The sequence below is a fragment of the Neopusillimonas aromaticivorans genome (genome assembly GCF_030344915.1).
In the GTDB taxonomy this organism is placed as follows: domain Bacteria; phylum Pseudomonadota; class Gammaproteobacteria; order Burkholderiales; family Burkholderiaceae_B; genus Neopusillimonas; species Neopusillimonas aromaticivorans.
Map to the genome: position 1 here is coordinate 1866180 of NZ_CP128233.1, position 14327 is coordinate 1880506.

At 58.4% G+C, this 14327-nt stretch carries 16 protein-coding genes and 3 pseudogenes; 12 read left to right on the forward strand and 7 right to left on the reverse strand.

Going from position 1 to position 14327, the window contains the following annotated elements; translation table 11 throughout:
• The first annotated feature begins 70 nt into the window (after positions 1-70).
• Positions 71-1033 (forward strand): lipopolysaccharide heptosyltransferase I, encoded by a 963-nt coding sequence (gene waaC, locus N7E01_RS10320; protein WP_289172833.1) that lies wholly within the window; start codon positions 71-73, stop codon positions 1031-1033.
• Positions 1030-2383: pseudogene (locus N7E01_RS10325) on the forward strand (3-deoxy-D-manno-octulosonic acid transferase). Before waaC ends, N7E01_RS10325 begins: the two are co-directional and overlap by 4 nt.
• Here the strand turns inward: N7E01_RS10325 and galU are convergent.
• From galU to N7E01_RS10340, 4 genes are read right to left on the reverse strand one after another with little or no spacing between them, the layout of a single operon-like run.
• On the reverse strand, positions 2346-3179 hold the full coding sequence (gene galU / locus N7E01_RS10330; RefSeq protein WP_289172836.1) for a UTP--glucose-1-phosphate uridylyltransferase GalU: 834 nt from the start codon (positions 3177-3179) through the stop codon (positions 2346-2348). The pseudogene N7E01_RS10325 and the gene galU overlap by 38 nt on opposite strands.
• A 35-nt stretch (positions 3180-3214) precedes the next feature.
• A complete protein-coding gene (locus N7E01_RS19435) occupies positions 3215-3553 on the reverse strand; it encodes a hypothetical protein (protein WP_434089502.1) in 339 nt (112 codons plus the stop codon).
• Between the two features lie 20 nt (positions 3554-3573).
• The gene (locus N7E01_RS19440; RefSeq protein WP_434089503.1) at positions 3574-4077 is read right to left on the reverse strand and encodes a type III pantothenate kinase; all 504 of its coding nucleotides are present in this window, start codon (positions 4075-4077) and stop codon (positions 3574-3576) included.
• 10 nt (positions 4078-4087) lie between these two features.
• A complete protein-coding gene (locus N7E01_RS10340) occupies positions 4088-4963 on the reverse strand; it encodes a biotin--[acetyl-CoA-carboxylase] ligase (protein ID WP_289172837.1) in 876 nt (291 codons plus the stop codon).
• 103 nt (positions 4964-5066) lie between these two features.
• Between N7E01_RS10340 and N7E01_RS10345 the strand changes: the two are divergent.
• The 6 genes and pseudogenes from N7E01_RS10345 to lipA all read left to right on the forward strand — a co-directional run bounded on the left by N7E01_RS10345 (position 5067) and on the right by lipA (position 10093).
• Positions 5067-5701: pseudogene (locus N7E01_RS10345) on the forward strand (alpha/beta hydrolase).
• Between the two features lie 163 nt (positions 5702-5864).
• The gene (locus tag N7E01_RS10350) at positions 5865-7061 is read left to right on the forward strand and encodes a D-alanyl-D-alanine carboxypeptidase family protein (protein WP_434089504.1); all 1197 of its coding nucleotides are present in this window, start codon (positions 5865-5867) and stop codon (positions 7059-7061) included.
• Between the two features lie 43 nt (positions 7062-7104).
• Positions 7105-7985, forward strand: a pseudogene (locus tag N7E01_RS10355) (D-amino acid aminotransferase).
• On the forward strand, positions 7951-8265 hold the full coding sequence (locus N7E01_RS10360) for a DUF493 family protein (RefSeq protein WP_289172838.1): 315 nt from the start codon (positions 7951-7953) through the stop codon (positions 8263-8265). The pseudogene N7E01_RS10355 and the gene N7E01_RS10360 overlap by 35 nt, the downstream one beginning before the upstream one ends.
• Positions 8262-9011: a lipoyl(octanoyl) transferase LipB gene (lipB, locus tag N7E01_RS10365; protein ID WP_434089505.1), complete on the forward strand. Its 750-nt coding sequence runs from the start codon at positions 8262-8264 to the stop codon at positions 9009-9011. The genes N7E01_RS10360 and lipB overlap by 4 nt, the downstream gene beginning before the upstream one ends.
• A gap of 98 nt (positions 9012-9109) precedes the next feature.
• The gene (gene lipA / locus N7E01_RS10370; RefSeq protein WP_289172839.1) at positions 9110-10093 is read left to right on the forward strand and encodes a lipoyl synthase; all 984 of its coding nucleotides are present in this window, start codon (positions 9110-9112) and stop codon (positions 10091-10093) included.
• A gap of 2 nt (positions 10094-10095) precedes the next feature.
• Here lipA and N7E01_RS10375 read toward each other — a convergent pair whose 3' ends face one another.
• Positions 10096-10626, reverse strand: a complete 531-nt coding sequence (locus N7E01_RS10375) for a cob(I)yrinic acid a,c-diamide adenosyltransferase (RefSeq protein ID WP_289172840.1) — start codon at positions 10624-10626, stop codon at positions 10096-10098.
• Positions 10627-10723: 97 nt separating this feature from the next.
• Here N7E01_RS10375 and N7E01_RS10380 point away from each other — a divergent pair, with 97 nt between their 5' ends.
• Complete coding sequence (locus tag N7E01_RS10380; RefSeq protein ID WP_289172841.1) at positions 10724-11029, forward strand: copper-binding protein; 306 nt, start codon at positions 10724-10726, stop codon at positions 11027-11029.
• A gap of 85 nt (positions 11030-11114) precedes the next feature.
• On the opposite strand, the gene N7E01_RS10385 is transcribed toward N7E01_RS10380, so the two are convergent.
• Both N7E01_RS10385 and N7E01_RS10390 read right to left on the reverse strand, forming a co-directional pair.
• Positions 11115-11741, reverse strand: coding sequence for a LysR substrate-binding domain-containing protein (locus tag N7E01_RS10385; protein WP_289172842.1), 627 nt, complete (start codon positions 11739-11741; stop codon positions 11115-11117).
• 128 nt (positions 11742-11869) lie between these two features.
• Complete coding sequence (locus tag N7E01_RS10390) at positions 11870-12040, reverse strand: LysR family transcriptional regulator (protein WP_289172843.1); 171 nt, start codon at positions 12038-12040, stop codon at positions 11870-11872.
• Positions 12041-12166: 126 nt separating this feature from the next.
• On the opposite strand from N7E01_RS10390, the gene N7E01_RS10395 reads away from it, so the two are divergent.
• From N7E01_RS10395 to N7E01_RS10405, 3 genes are read left to right on the forward strand one after another with little or no spacing between them, the layout of a single operon-like run.
• Positions 12167-13327 carry an FAD-dependent monooxygenase gene (locus tag N7E01_RS10395; RefSeq protein ID WP_289172845.1) on the forward strand — a complete coding sequence of 387 codons (1161 nt, stop codon included), beginning with the start codon at positions 12167-12169 and terminating at the stop codon, positions 13325-13327.
• Positions 13328-13351: 24 nt separating this feature from the next.
• Positions 13352-14179 carry a 3-hydroxyacyl-CoA dehydrogenase NAD-binding domain-containing protein gene (locus N7E01_RS10400; RefSeq protein ID WP_289172846.1) on the forward strand — a complete coding sequence of 276 codons (828 nt, stop codon included), beginning with the start codon at positions 13352-13354 and terminating at the stop codon, positions 14177-14179.
• Positions 14173-14313, forward strand: a complete 141-nt coding sequence (locus tag N7E01_RS10405) for a hypothetical protein (RefSeq protein WP_289172847.1) — start codon at positions 14173-14175, stop codon at positions 14311-14313. Before N7E01_RS10400 ends, N7E01_RS10405 begins: the two co-directional genes overlap by 7 nt.
• The last annotated feature ends 14 nt before the right edge of the window (positions 14314-14327 follow it).

Below are 14327 nucleotides of genomic sequence, written 5' to 3' on the forward strand. Positions count from 1 at the left end.
AGATTCTAGCGCGATGGCCCGGCGTCTGTGTGCTGTTCTTTGGGCAGGTTCGAGTCTTTATAATCGCGCCATGACTAAAAAAATACTCATCGTACGCACGTCATCACTGGGCGATCTGGTCCACATGCTGCCGGCCATTTCTGACATTGCCCGCCATGTGCCCGGAGCGCAGATCGATTGGCTGGCCGAAGAGGCCTTTGCCGAGATTCCCGGCTGGCATCCGGCTGTGCATGAGGTCATCAAGGTGGCCCACCGGCGCTGGCGCAAGAACTGGTGGTCGGCCCAGACGCGTGCCGAACGTGCAGCGCTTAAAAAGAATCTTGATGCGCGCCGTTACGATATCGTGCTGGATATGCAAGCCCTGATGAAGTCCATCTGGCTGGTGCGGCAAGTCAGGGGCGAGCGTCATGGTCTTGACTTCAAGTCGGCACGCGAGCCATTGGCCTCGTTGTTTTACGATGTGCGGCATCGGGTTGAGTTCTGGCAGCCGGCCGTTCCGCGCCAGCGCATGCTGGCGGGTCTGACCTTTGGTTATACGCCTGACGGCCCGCCCGATTTTGGATTGCAGGCGTTCACTGTGGGCCAGGCCATTGAACCCTACGCCGTGATCATGCCCTCGGCCAGTCGCGACGATAAATTGTGGCCGCAGGCCGATTGGCACGCCGTGTTCGAGCGGCTTGCGTCTGCCGGGTTGGGTCTGAAACTGCTGGCAGGTAATGCCGCAGAGACGGCCAGGGCGCAAGCGCTGGTGGCCGGGTTGTCCAATGCGGAAGTCATGCCGCGCATGAGCCTGACAGATATCGCCCGTTTGTTGGCGCGGGCGCGTTTGATGGTGGGGCTTGATAGTGGTCTGACGCATCTGTCGGCAGGTCTGGGGCGACCGACGATCGGCATTTACAAGGCGTCGACACCCGTGCGTACGCCGTTGCAAGGCGGGGGATATACCGCCAGTCTTGGCGAACGTGGGCATGCGCCATCCGCACAAACCGTCATCAGTGCAATCGACCTGGCTCTGGTTCCGGAGGTTGTGTGAACCGTTTTTTCTACAATGTCGGTATTTACGCGCTGTCCCCCTGCTGATGGCCTGGATGGGGCTTCGGGCCCGGCGAGCCGGTGGGCGATGGGAAGTTTTGTCGGGGGCACGCTTTGGTCATTATGACGCGCCGTCAACGCTCAAGGCACCGATTTGGGTGCATGCGGTCAGTCTGGGCGAGGTGCGTGCGGCACAGCCCTTCATCAAAGCCCTGCTTGATCAGGGTGACACTGTCTTGTTGACTCACATGACGGTTACCGGTCGTGAAGAGGCCGCCAAATCGTTCTACATGGCCATCCAAGAGGGTCGTTTGGTTCAGCAATGGATGCCCTACGATTTTCCCGGTAGTGCACAGCGGTTTTTGTTGCACTATCGACCACGCATGGCGGTTCTGATTGAGCGTGAGGTCTGGCCAAATATTATTGCGGCAGCCCGCAGTCTTGATATTCCGCTGGTGTTGGCCAGCGCCCGTTTTTCCGATCAGTCATTGCGCCAAACCTTGCGTACGGGTGCCGTCATGCGTGAGGCCTACCAAAGTTTTCAGGCGGTGTACGCGCAAACCCTGCAAGATGCCCAGCGGCTTGAACAAGCGGGTGTGCTGGGTGTCCGGGTATCGGGTAATTTCAAATTTGACGTGACGTTGTCGCAAGAGCATGTCTTGCGCGGTCACGCGTTTGCTGAAGCCTTGCCGCGCAGCATGATCACCATTGCCAGCACGCGCGAAGGCGAGGACGAGCTGTTCATCAAGGCGATTTTGAAGCAGTCCGAGCGGGCGCGGGCTCAGGGTATGAATCTGGCAGATCGTGTGCTCTTTTGTATTGTGCCGCGTCATCCGCAGCGCTTTGAGGCGGTCGCGGGGCTGCTTGCAGAGTCTGGTATTTCGTTCGTCCGTCGAACCGAGTTCGTTAAAACCGGTGAAACCGGTGCGGCCAATGCCCGTATTTGCAGTCGTGACCAGAATCTCGTGTTGCTGGGCGATAGCCTTGGTGAGATGCCTCGCTATTACGCCGCCAGCCGCGTGGCGATTGTGGCGGGCAGCTTCCTGCCGCTCGGGGGACAGAATCTGATTGAAGCGTGTGCCGTCGGTACACCGGTGGTGGTGGGACCCTATACCGAAAATTTTGAGCAGGCCGTTTTTGACGCTATAGAAGAAGGCGCCGCCCAACGTGCACCAACCCCGATGCCGCGATTCAGCTGGCCTTGCAGCTGCTCGAGGAGCCCCAGCGTTTGAGCCGCATGGGCGCAGCCGGGCAGCATTGGGTGCAAAAGCATGCGGGTGCCGTCGCCCGCGTCGTGGCGGGCCTGAACGAGCTCAAGAAAGACCGTGGTACTTTCGACCCAGCTCCATAGTGGCTTTGTAAAAACCGGCTTTGTTGCCGCAGTCGTAGCGTATGCCTTCGTACTCAAGGCCAAAGACCTGGCGTTCCTGCATCAGGCTGGCGATCCCGTCGGTAAGCTGGATTTCGCCGCCAACGCCGGCCTGGGTGCGGCGAAGGTGTTCAAAAATTTCGGGCTCAAGTACGTAGCGACCCACTACAGCCAGCGTCGACGGTGCGTCGGCCGGCGCCGGTTTTTCAATGATGCCATTGACTCGTACCGTGCGGTCGTTCACCGCGCTGCCTGAAATGATGCCGTAGCGGTTGGTTTCAGTACGGTCAACGTGATGAGTGGCCAGTACGCTGCCGTTATGCTGGTGGGCTGCCTCTACAAGCTGGTGCGTTACAGGGATGTCGGCGTCGATCAGGTCGTCGGCCAGCAGTACGACAAAGGGTTCGTTGCCGACAATCGGAGCGGCGCACAGGACCGCATGTCCGAGCCCCAGCGGCGCAGGCTGGCGCGTGTAAATGCAGTTCACATAAGAGGGCAAGACATTCTTGACGGTGGCTAATAGTTCTTGCTTGTCTTTGGCGGCCAGGTCAGCTTCAAGTTCGGGGGCGCTGTCGAAGTGGTCTTCGATGGCACGTTTGTTGCGCCCAGTGATGAAAATCAGGTCGGTAATGCCCGCTGCAACAGCTTCTTCAACAGCGTATTGGATCAATGGCTTGTCGACAATGGGCAGCATTTCTTTCGGCATGGCCTTGGTTGCCGGCAAGAAGCGGGTGCCCATGCCGGCAACGGGGAACACAGCCTTACGGATTGGTTTCATGAATGAAGTTGCAGAAAGAATTGTAGGGTTGTTGATCAAGGGTGATCAGATTGTAACGCCAGGGCGCACAGCCCATCGAGAACGGGTGCCTCGAGCCATTCAATCGGTGTTTGGGCCAGCCCCATTTGTTGCTGTGTATAGTGCAGTAACCGTTTGACTTCTTCTTTAACCAGAGGCCAGCCACCGCCTGCGCTGTAAACGATGGGGCCGTGGCCATAGTATTCCAGACCGATCAGCCATTGTCGTACCAGGGCACCGGCCTGCGCGGCCGCGATGCCGGTGCCGATGGCCTGGTGGGTGTGGGTCGGGTAGGCGGCCAGCTCGTTGTGGGCTTCGGGAAGATGGGCGGTGCCCTCAGCCAGGGAGGCGCGCATGAGGGACGGCCCCGGCAGGATCATGCCCCCCGGAACAGGTAATGCAGGCTGGCGGGCGCACTGCGGGCGACATCAACGACCAGCGTGTCGATGGTGGTTGCCGTGCCGAAACTGGCCAGAATAAGGGGTGGGAACGCACCCTGGACGATTTCCCCGACCTGTTCGGAGATACGCGGGTGCGGACGCCGGGCCAGCCCCAGCATGGACAGCCAGCGGTCTGGCCCCAGCTGCGTCGGGTTTTCATAGGCATTGAATACATTGAGCGCCTGGCTTTCACCCTTGATCCATTCAATCGGGCACTCGTGCAGATGAAAAATGTTTTCGATGGTGGCATCAATGGCGCTGCCCGCCACGCTGACTCCCAGTGCGCGGGTGACAGGCCCAGGCACTTTAGCCAGCCAGTGACTGAGCTGGTCGAGTGTTTCATGGGGCAGGGCAATAGGCCTTGCCTCGCGTTCGCCGGTTTCAGGGTCTACCCACCCGGCCTTGACTCGGGTATTGCCCGCGTCGATCAGAACGATCATAGGTGTCTCCTTAGAGGGGCGCCGACCCGGAGGGTTGGCGCGCCCGGATTGATACTTCGCCGACAGACAGCGCGGTTTCGCCGTCGGGGCCTTTGACCCGTAGCTGGCCGTGCTCGTTGACGCCACAGGCAATGCCTGCGTTTAACAGGCGGCCGTTGTCGATAATATGAACATATTGCCCCAGCAAACCATCGACCGCATTGAAACGCGACGCCAGGTTCGTAATCCCGTGGCGGGTTGCTTCATTAAATACCTGGTACCAGGCATTGGCAATGGTTTTTACCACGGTCGCGAGGCTGTGTGAGCCCGCCAAATGATCATGGTGTGTAATTTCAGACCAGTCAGCCACCGAGCGGTCCAGAGACAGGCTTAATGCGCGGGCATCGTCAAGGTTCAGGCCGAGCCCGACAATGATGACGTAATGATCCGCAGACTGGCGTGCAGTGCTGGCGCGGGTACTTTCGACCAGAATACCGGCCAGTTTGGCCGAGCCCCACAAAATATCGTTTGGCCACTTCATGGTCAGACGTGATTGGTGTTCCGGGGCAATGAGTGACCGCAGTGCCTCGGCGGTGGCAACCCCGGTCAGGGGCGACAAAGCGGCCAGGTGCCGGGCCGGCAGGAAGACGTCGAACGCGCACGAGAACATCAGGTTGGCCCCACGCCGGTTCTGCCAGGAGCGGCCGGCGCGGCCCCGACCCATGGTCTGCAAATGAGCGCCTTCCAGCCAGGGGCGTGCGGTCAAGGTGCCCGTGTCGTGGGCCAGTGCAAGAAGGTCGGCATTGGTGGAGCTGGTTTCGTCAAGCCAGCGGACATGCCGGAATGCCGGCAGGCCCTGAGTCAGCTGGTTTTGCAGTGTTGCAGGTTCAGGTAAAGTTGAAAGCATGGCGAGGCACAAGGCCGGTCGTGACAGGATTCGCGTTAAGCTAAACGGCCAATCATAGTGCAACTTTCAACAGATCAACAGGAACAACGACGGGTAAAGCGGTATGGCAGAGCGTAAAGAGGCATTTGAGTTTGAAGCGGAAGCAGGTCGTGTTGACTGTGTCATTGAATGGCCCGATCAGTCGCCCCGGGGTTGGGCCTTGGTCTTGCACCCGCATCCGCTGCATGGGGGGCGCGCGATAACAAAGTCGTGACGACCATTGCGCGGGCCTGTTTGCAGTACGGGCTGGTGGCTGTTCGGCCAAATTTCAGGGGGTCGGCCAATCAGATGGGGTTTTCGATCAGGGCAAGGGTGAAACTGCCGACATGCAGGTGCTGGTCGAGCAATTCCGGATGCGTTATCCCGACGTGTTTGCCGGTCAGTGGGTACTGGCCGGTTTTTCTTTCGGGACGTCGGTTGCTGCACAGTTGTACTCTGCGCTTCAGGGGGCGTCAGCCTGATGCTCTGATTCTTGCCGGCCCGGCCGTCGAGCGCTTCCGTTTTCGTGACATTGCCGTGCCGGAACATACGCTGCTGGTACATGGCGAGGCAGATGAGGTGGTGCCCCTTGCCGAGGCGATGGATTTTGCACGTGCGCATGGTTTGCCGGTCACGGTCATCCCCGATGCGTCGCACTTCTTCCATGGCAGGCTGTTGACCTTGCGCATGCTGGTGCAGCAGCGTTTGCTGGCTTTGTAGCCTTGGCTCTCGGCGGGTGGGTTGGCGACTTGCGTAGCAATTGTTTGCCAATTGATCCTCCGCGTTGCGTTTTAACGGTGAGTCTGGCGCTGTTGCGCTGCCTATAATGAACCTTTTGTGTGGCAGGCGTTCAAAACGCCTGTTGTCATTCGATGAGTGCTTTATGTCCCTGATTTCCACGTTGTATCGAAATGCCGTTCGCGTCGCAGGTTGTGCCTTTTTCGGGGCTGTGATTGCTGTGGCACCGTTGGCCTACGCCCAGTCGTCGCCCGAACCCATGGTGGCGGGGCTGTCCACTATTCCGGTGCCTGATCTCGCAGCCAGGGCCTGGCTGACGCTGGATGCCACCAGCGGGCAGGTTATCGCGGCTAACAATATCAATGAAAAAGTCGAACCGGCGTCGCTGACCAAGATCATGGCTGCGTATGTTGTGTTCGATGCGGTGGCCAAGGGGCGTTTGTCATTGGACCAGACCGTGCCGATTTCTGAAAAGGCCTGGAAAACGGAAGGGTCACGGATGTTTGTCAACGTGAACTCGCAGGTTTCTGTGGGTGAACTGCTGCAAGGCATGATTGTGCAGTCGGGTAACGACGCTACGGTAGCGCTGGCAGAGGCGGTCGCCGGCAGCGAAGAGGCATTTGTCGCCTTGATGAACCAGGAAGCGCAGCGTCAGGGGCTGTCTGGCACACGGTTCACCAATTCTCCGGGTTTGCCGCATGCTGATCACATCACTACGGTGTACGACCTGGGCGTTCTGGCGCGTAATCTGGTCAATGACTTCCCGCAGTACCTGCATTATTACAGCCAGAAAGAATACACCTATAACGATATCAAGCAGCGCAATCGCAACCGTTTGCTGTGGGTTGATGAAACCGTTGACGGGTTGAAGACAGGTCATACCTCATCGGCGGGTTATTGCCTGATCACAACAGCCATTCGCGATGGCCGACGTGTCATTACGGTGCTGGTAGGGGCGTCCAGTGATGCCGCCCGGGCTGAAAACAGTCTCAAACTCCTGAACTGGAGTTTCCAGAACTTTGATACGGTCAAGTTGTTCGATGAGCAGAAACCCGCGGTTCAGGCTCGTGTGTGGCAAGGTCAGGTCGAGTCTGTCGCGCTTAGCCAGCCCAAGCCGGTCTGGGTTACCGTCCCACGGGGGCGTGGCGCAGAACTCAAGCCAGTCGCCGAATATACGCAGCCGCTCATTGCGCCGCTGACGGCTGGCACGCAAGTCGGTACGGTGTCACTTGAGCTTGACGGTGTGGTGTTGCGCAAAGAGCCTCTGCTGGTCATGTCCGATGTGCCGGAAGCCGGTTTCGTGGCTCGTATGGTTGACAAGATCAAGCTGATGTTTGAGTAACAGGGCGCGCTAAAATAGGAGTTTTTGCCTGCAGGTGTGCGCCATGATCCCCGACGTCGACAACGACAGTATTGTTTACCTGAATGGCGAGCATGTTCGCCTGGGTGATGCGAAGGTTTCGGTACTTGATCGGGGGTTCGTGTTTGGCGATGGCATTTATGAAGTTGTGCCGGTTTACAACGGCAAGCCGTTTCGCATGGCTGAACACATCACCCGGCTGCAGCGCAGCCTGAACGCCATCCGTATCGATACAGGGTACTCCGACGCGCGTTGGGCGCAGCTCTTTGACGATATGATCCGTCGTGCGCAGGCGGCCACGACCCCCGTCTCCGAAAACGCCATGATCTACTTGCAGGTGACGCGGGGTGTGGCAAAGCGCGACCACGCGTTTCCTGCCGGCATTACGCCGACAGTCTTTTGCATGGTGTCGCCGTTCAAACGACCAACGGCAGCCCAGCGCGATCAGGGGCTGGCAACCATTTCCCTGCCTGATGTCCGCTGGTTGTATTGCCATATCAAGTCGGTGTCGCTGCTGGGCAATGTGTTGGCCAAACAGGCTGCCGTCGAGGCGGGTGTTGATGAAGTCATCCAGTTTCGCGACGATTTTCTTTCTGAAGGGGCATCGTCGAACATCTGGGTGGTCAAGAACGGCGTCTTGCTTGCCCCCGAGCCCAATCACCTGATCCTGGAAGGCGTGCGTTACCGTTTTATCGAAAGTCTGGCCCAAAAGTCGGGAATTGCTTTCGAGTCCCGACCGGTAAGGCGGCACGAAGTTGAAACGGCCGATGAGCTGATGCTGTCGTCGGCAACCAAAGAAATTTTGCCCATCGTTACGCTCGATGGCCGGCCGGTGGGGCAGGGCACCCCGGGCCAGTGTACCGGGCGTTGCGTGCGGCTTACGATCAAACGCTCGAGGCACTTTAATGCCAATGCCAACGATTCCCCCGAACAGTCCCTTATTGAGTACCCCAGCCAGTTTCCGATCAAGGTCATGGGGAAATCGCACCCTGACTTTGCCCAGACGCTGACGGCGGTGGTGCTCGAGCACGACCCGGAGTTTGATCCGGCGACTGTCGAGATGCGCCCCAGTCGCAGCGGCAACTATATTGGTCTGACCTTCACCGTTACAGCGACCTCACGCGAACAGCTCGATGCGTTATATCGTGCCTTGCATGGTCACGCGATGGTCTCGGTCGTTCTGTGACGAAGGTTCGCTGGTGGCCTCGACCGGTGTCGTATCTCGAGACCTGGCAGGCCATGAAAACCTTTACTGCCGGGCGTGGGGCTGATACGCCTGACGAGATCTGGCTGGTCGAACATGAGCCGGTGTACACCCTGGGTCAGGCCGGCAAGCCCGAACATGTGCTGAACCCCGGGCAGATCCCGCTGGTAAAAACCGATCGCGGTGGTCAGGTTACGTATCACGGCCCCGGGCAGGTTGTGGCGTATTGTCTGGTCGACCTGCGGCGTCTCGGGTTGTTCGTCAAAGAGTATGTCGAGTTGCTTGAAGACGTTGTGATTGCCGTATTGGGCGAGTTTGGTGTGGCTGATGCCTGCCGCAAGGCGGGGGCACCTGGTGTTTACGTTCCCTGGCCCTGCAATGCGTTGGCCGTTTCCGCAGCGTCCCCGGCAGTTGTGCCGGGCCGATCAGTTCTGGCAGAGGCAGCGGGGCACGCTGAAACCGCGTTGCCCGGCGGTCATGAGCTTGCCAAGATTGCCGCATTGGGGGTCAAGATCAGTCGTGGCTGCGCTTATCACGGTATCGCGCTGAATGTGGCCATGGATCTCACACCGTTTCTGGGGATCAACCCTTGCGGTTATGCCGGGTTACGTACTGTTGACCTTGCTGCGTGTGGTGTTGTCGCAACGGTGACCGATGCGGGTAACCGCCTTGCGTCTCGGCTTGACGCCGCATTCGATGCCCGCCAAGGGCGGCAAACCCGCGTTTAACGCAGGGCAATACTTGGGCTTGCGGTAGCCCCCGCGCTAGAATAGGGTTTTTACCCATTCACGGTGTTGCAACGGTGCGGCACCGCCCAGGACGGTATATGTCTACATCAGATCAGGTGGCCAGCAGCGCGCCGGCCGCTTACGACGCGACTCAAAAACAGAAATCCGAAGCGAAAACTTCGCGCATCCCCATCAAGATCGTACCGGCCGAGCGGCTCAAGAAGCCAGAGTGGATCCGTGTGAAAGCGGCTGTACCAGGGTCGCGTTTTTACGATATCAAGCGTATTTTGCGCGAGCACAATCTCCACACGGTCTGTGAAGAGGCGTCGTGTCCGAATATTGGCGAGTGCTTTGGCAAAGGCACGGCCACGTTCATGATCATGGGTGACAAATGCACACGTCGTTGCCCGTTCTGTGATGTGGGCCATGGCCGTCCCGACCCGCTTGATGTTAACGAACCTCTGAATCTGGCCCGCACCATTGCGGCGCTCAAGTTGTCGTATGTTGTCATTACTTCGGTTGACCGCGATGACTTGCGTGACGGTGGGGCCGCGCACTTTGTCGAATGCATCCGCAAGGTGCGTGAACTGTCGCCGGCCACCCGCATTGAAATTCTGGTGCCCGATTTCAGGGCGCGTCTCGAGCGTGCGCTGGGTATTCTGAACGAGTGCCCGCCCGACGTCATGAACCATAATCTTGAAACCGTGCCGCGTTTGTACAAACAGGCACGCCCGGGCTCAGACTATCACCACTCGCTCAAGTTGCTGGCCGAGTTCAAGGCGCAGCACCCTGATGTACCGACCAAGTCCGGTTTGATGTTGGGGCTGGGTGAAACCGATGAAGAGATCCTGCAGGTCATGCGCGACATGCGTGCCCACAATGTCGATATGTTGACGATTGGCCAATATCTGCAGCCTTCCGAGCATCACTTGCCGGTGTTGCGTTATGTGCATCCCGACACCTTCGCCATGTTCGAACGCGAAGCGTATGCCATGGGCTTTACCCACGCTGCCGTAGGTGCCATGGTGCGTTCGTCATATCATGCCGACGAACAGGCGCATGCCGCAGGTGTCCCGAACTAAGGTCAGTCGCGCTTCCAAAGTGTGTCTTGCCGGTTCAAGACTCGTGACAGTACGAAGCACAAGTCAGACAGCCTGTTCAGGTATTGTCGTACGGCGTCGCTGACGGGCTCATTCCGGTGCAGGGTAATCACCGCGCGTTCAGCACGGCGTGATACCGTGCGCGCCATGTGCGCCAACGCTGAAGGCCGGTTGCCGCCAGGGATAATGAATTCTTTAAGCGGCGGCAGTTGGCTGTTGTACTGCTGCAGCGCTTCATCCAGAGCGCTGACATGCGCCTGTGTCAGGGTTTCGTAGCCCGGGATGCACAGCGTGGCCCCCATGTCGAACAGGGTGTTCTGGATGGTGGCCAGCAGGGCGTCAATGGTGTCAGGCAGTACTTCGCAACGCCATAGGCCGATGATGCTGTTCAGTTCGTCAACGTCGCCCAGGGCGGCAATGCGTGGGGCGTCTTTGTCGATGCGTGATCCGTCACCCAGGCTGGTGGTACCGTCGTCGCCGGTGCGTGTGGCAATTACAGATAAGCGGTTGCTCATGATTTATCCAGAAACAGTTCAGAAACAGGGAGGGGCCGTTGTAACGGCCGGGGTTGGTACTATAGCGTTTTGAGCTATCAGATTTTGGAGGGTCCCGATGGCACGTCTGAACCGAAGTGTTTCTGCTGCGGTACTGCTGGCGTTTGCTGCACCGCTGCTGGTGGTGTCGAGTCCGGTGGCAGCCCAGACGGCGACGGCCTCAGGTGAGGTGCGCAGGGTTGATGCGGCCAAGGGAAAAATCACGATCAAGCACGGGGAAATCGGTGAGCTGGGGTTGCCGGCCATGACGCTGGTGTATGCCATTGATCCGGCCTTGCTGGCGGGTATCGGCCCGGGTGACAAGGTCACGTTTACGGCCAGTCGCCAGAATGGCCAGTACGTGATTTCAAAAATCAGCAAGTAAGTCGGCCGGTTGCTCTGGCCGCTGCCCGTTAAGTGCGGGTGTTCATGGTCGGGCGTCAGATAGCCCGGGGGCGACTACCCTTGCCTTATCGCGCTGTTCCCACGGCCTCGGCACCGAACCAGTGACCCTGAGCCAATTGGGTCTTGATGGTTTCAATAAACAACCGCCGGCCCTCTTGTACCGCCGGCGAGTGCGATCGTGCCTCATTTTCAAACAAGGCCCAGGTCAGGTAAAGCCCTTTGACAGGCGCCCATTTAAGGTCGTCGCCCAAGTGGTGCTGGTAAATCGCACAAGCCGGCACAACCGTTAGTCCCGCACCCAGGCGTGCCAGTTCCATGCACAGTCGCAAAGTGTCTGTTTCAACGCCAATACTGAATTTCAGCCCGCGTCGTTGCAGGGAATTTTCAATTTGCATGCGCAGGGCGTTCGGTCGCCCCGGCAAAACCAGCTTGTGCTGGCCCAGAATTTGTACCGGCTGTTCGCCCGATGTGTCAAAGTCGGCATTTGTGTTGCCTACGACAACCAGCGGTTCGCGCAGCAGCAAGGTCTGGCGGTAACCGTTGGGCGGGGTATGCTCGAAGGGCACAGCGGCCAGGTCAAGCGCCCCGGCCAGAAGCTGGTCGCGCAAAATGTGGCTGACGTTTTCAAAAACCTTCAGGGAAACGTTCGGACAATCGCGAAGCAGGGTGGCCAGATAGCTTGAGGTAAACACCCCGTGCCATGACGGCGGTATGCCAATCGCCAGCAGCCCGGCTGCCCGCTCACCAACCTGGGCCTTGATGACGGCAAACTGGCGCAGCAGGGGTCTGACCCGGTCGGACAGCAGTTTGCCGGCTTCGGTCAGGCGGACACCCCTTGAGACCGGATGAACAGTTGTACTTGCATTTCGTGTTCAAGGCCGGCAATTTGTCGTGAAAGCGCCGGTTGCGACAGGTTCAGGTCAACCGCTGCGCGGTTGATGCTGCCTAGTTCGGCGACCCTCAGAAAGCATTCCAGTACCCGGGAATCCATATGTGCCTATTATGCAAAAAATGATTAACAATTATAGGTTATCGGCATTATTCAGATAATCAGGTGCCCCATAAACTGTGTTTCACGAAGATTACTGCACGCTGCCCTGCAGCCAGGAGACACACAGTGAAAATACGCATCATCGGGGGTGGGCCGGCCGGTTTGTTTTACGCTTATCTCATGAAGCGAGATGACCCGTCCCATGACATTGTGGTTTACGAGCGTGACCCGCAAGATGCCACGTACGGCTGGGGTGTCGTGTTCTCTGATGTGGCGTTGTCGTTCGTCAAGGATATTGCTCCCGAACTGTACGATTCGATTACCGAAAACCAGGAGGTTTTCGATGAAATGGCCGTGGTTCACCAGAACGTTCGTGTGCCGCTGGCCCACAATACGTTTCACCGCACCAGCCGGATTGATCTGCTCAAAGCGCTCCACAAACACTGTTTCAGTGTCGGGGTTGATATCCATTTTCAGCAGAAAGTCGACGACATTACTGATTTTCCGGACGCCGACCTGATTATTGCCGCCGATGGGGCCAACAGCGCCCTTCGTACCCGCTACGCCGCACACTTCCAGCCCGAACTCGATGTTCGTCCGAATTATCTGGCCTGGTACGGTACAACCCGGCTGTTCGATGCCCTGTCCCTGATTTTCCGACAGTGTGACGATGGCTTGCTGATTGCGCATACCTATCGTTACAGCCGTACGCTCAGTACCTTTCTGGTCGAGTGTGACCCTGAAACCTGGCACAAGGCCGGTTTCGATACGATGTCGGAATCGGACAGCCTGGCGTATTGCGAAAAGGTGTTTGCCCCCGATCTGCAAGGGCATCGCTTGTTATCGAACAAGTCACAGTGGTTCCGTTACACCATCGTCAAGAACAAGCACTGGTATCACAAGAATCTGGTGCTGCTCGGTGACGCCTTGCGTACCGGCCACCCGTCAGTGGGTTCGGGAACCCGTTTGGCGATGCAGGACGCCATCGCATTGTTCGAGTCGAGCAAGGCATTGGGTGACAATGTGCCCGCCTTGCTCGAAGACTTTGTCGCGCGGCGCAAACCCAGCGCCGACGCCTTGCAGCGTGCCGCCATCAAAAGTACCGAATGGTACGAAAACCTGGGCCCTAAATTGTTGCTGGATCCGGTTTCATTTGCCTACGACTACGTTACGCGCAGTGGCCGTGTTTCACACGATGACGTCCGTTTGCGTGACCCTGAGCTGGCCGCCAGGTTCGAGGCCTTGCACCCTGACTGGGCTGAGAAAGCCGCACGTCGGGTCGATTAAGTCATTTTTACGGATAACGTCATCATGAGTGAAGTTTCATACAAAAAGCCTGATCAGGTGCGGTCAGTTGCCGTTCTGGGGACGGGTTCGGTGGGCGCCAGCTGGATTGCCTTGTTTCTGGCACATGGGCTTGAGGTGGTTGCCTTTGACCCATCGCCGGCGGCATCACAGCGGGTCAACGATTTCGTCACCAATGCTTGGCCGGCCTTGCGTGAACTGGGGCGTACCCAAGAACAAACTCCTCCCTTGAACAGGATTCGTTTTGTGGATACGCCTGCGGAGGCGGCACGTCAGGCCGATGTCATCCAGGAAAACTGCCCCGAGCATTTGGATGTGAAACTGGCATTGCTGGCCGAGGTTGATGCGGCCGCCAGTGCCGACAAGATCATCGTTTCCAGTACCGGCGGGATTCCGCCTACCGCCATGCAAAAAGCCTGTGCCCACCCTGAGCGCCTGGTGGTCTTGCATCCGTTCAATCCGACGCATTTGATCCCCTTGGTTGAAGTGGTCGGTGGTGAGCACACCGCGCCTGAGGTACTGGAATGGGCCATGGATTTTGCCCGGTTGCTGCACAAGCAGCCTATTTTGTTGCATGCCGAGGCCAGCGGCCATATGACCAACCGCCTGCAGTTTGCCCTGGTTCGCGAGGCGGTGGCTTGCCTGGTGGAAGGAATTGCCAGTGCCAAGGACATCGATGCCGCTGTGCGCTACGGTCTGGGGCCACGCTGGTCGTTGATGGGCAGTCTGCTGACACTGCATCTGGCCGGGGGCCTGGCGGCATGCAAGGCATTCTCGACCATACCGCCAAAGCCATACAGGAATGGTGGACACCGAAGTCGGTGCCGGTGCTGACGCCCGAGGTTATTGCGCAACTGGTCGAGGCAGCCAAAGAGGTTTCACGAGGTGAGCCCGTGCCTGAGTGGGTGGCCTGGCGTGATCGTGGTCTGGTGGATGTACTTAAACTGCAGGAAAACCTGGGTGTTTAGTGCGGCAGGGGTAA

Coding starts and splice junctions, on each gene's coding strand:
- waaC (WP_289172833.1), top strand. CDS start 71: ATGACTAAAAAAATACTCATCGTACGCACGTCATCACTGGGCGATCTG.
- galU (WP_289172836.1), bottom strand. CDS start 3,179: ATGAAACCAATCCGTAAGGCTGTGTTCCCCGTTGCCGGCATGGGCACC.
- N7E01_RS19435 (WP_434089502.1), bottom strand. CDS start 3,553: ATGCGCGCCTCCCTGGCTGAGGGCACCGCCCATCTTCCCGAAGCCCAC.
- N7E01_RS19440 (WP_434089503.1), bottom strand. CDS start 4,077: ATGATCGTTCTGATCGACGCGGGCAATACCCGAGTCAAGGCCGGGTGG.
- N7E01_RS10340 (WP_289172837.1), bottom strand. CDS start 4,963: ATGCTTTCAACTTTACCTGAACCTGCAACACTGCAAAACCAGCTGACT.
- N7E01_RS10350 (WP_434089504.1), top strand. CDS start 5,865: ATGTCCCTGATTTCCACGTTGTATCGAAATGCCGTTCGCGTCGCAGGT.
- lipA (WP_289172839.1), top strand. CDS start 9,110: ATGTCTACATCAGATCAGGTGGCCAGCAGCGCGCCGGCCGCTTACGAC.
- N7E01_RS10375 (WP_289172840.1), bottom strand. CDS start 10,626: ATGAGCAACCGCTTATCTGTAATTGCCACACGCACCGGCGACGACGGT.
- N7E01_RS10380 (WP_289172841.1), top strand. CDS start 10,724: ATGGCACGTCTGAACCGAAGTGTTTCTGCTGCGGTACTGCTGGCGTTT.
- N7E01_RS10390 (WP_289172843.1), bottom strand. CDS start 12,040: ATGGATTCCCGGGTACTGGAATGCTTTCTGAGGGTCGCCGAACTAGGC.
- N7E01_RS10400 (WP_289172846.1), top strand. CDS start 13,352: ATGAGTGAAGTTTCATACAAAAAGCCTGATCAGGTGCGGTCAGTTGCC.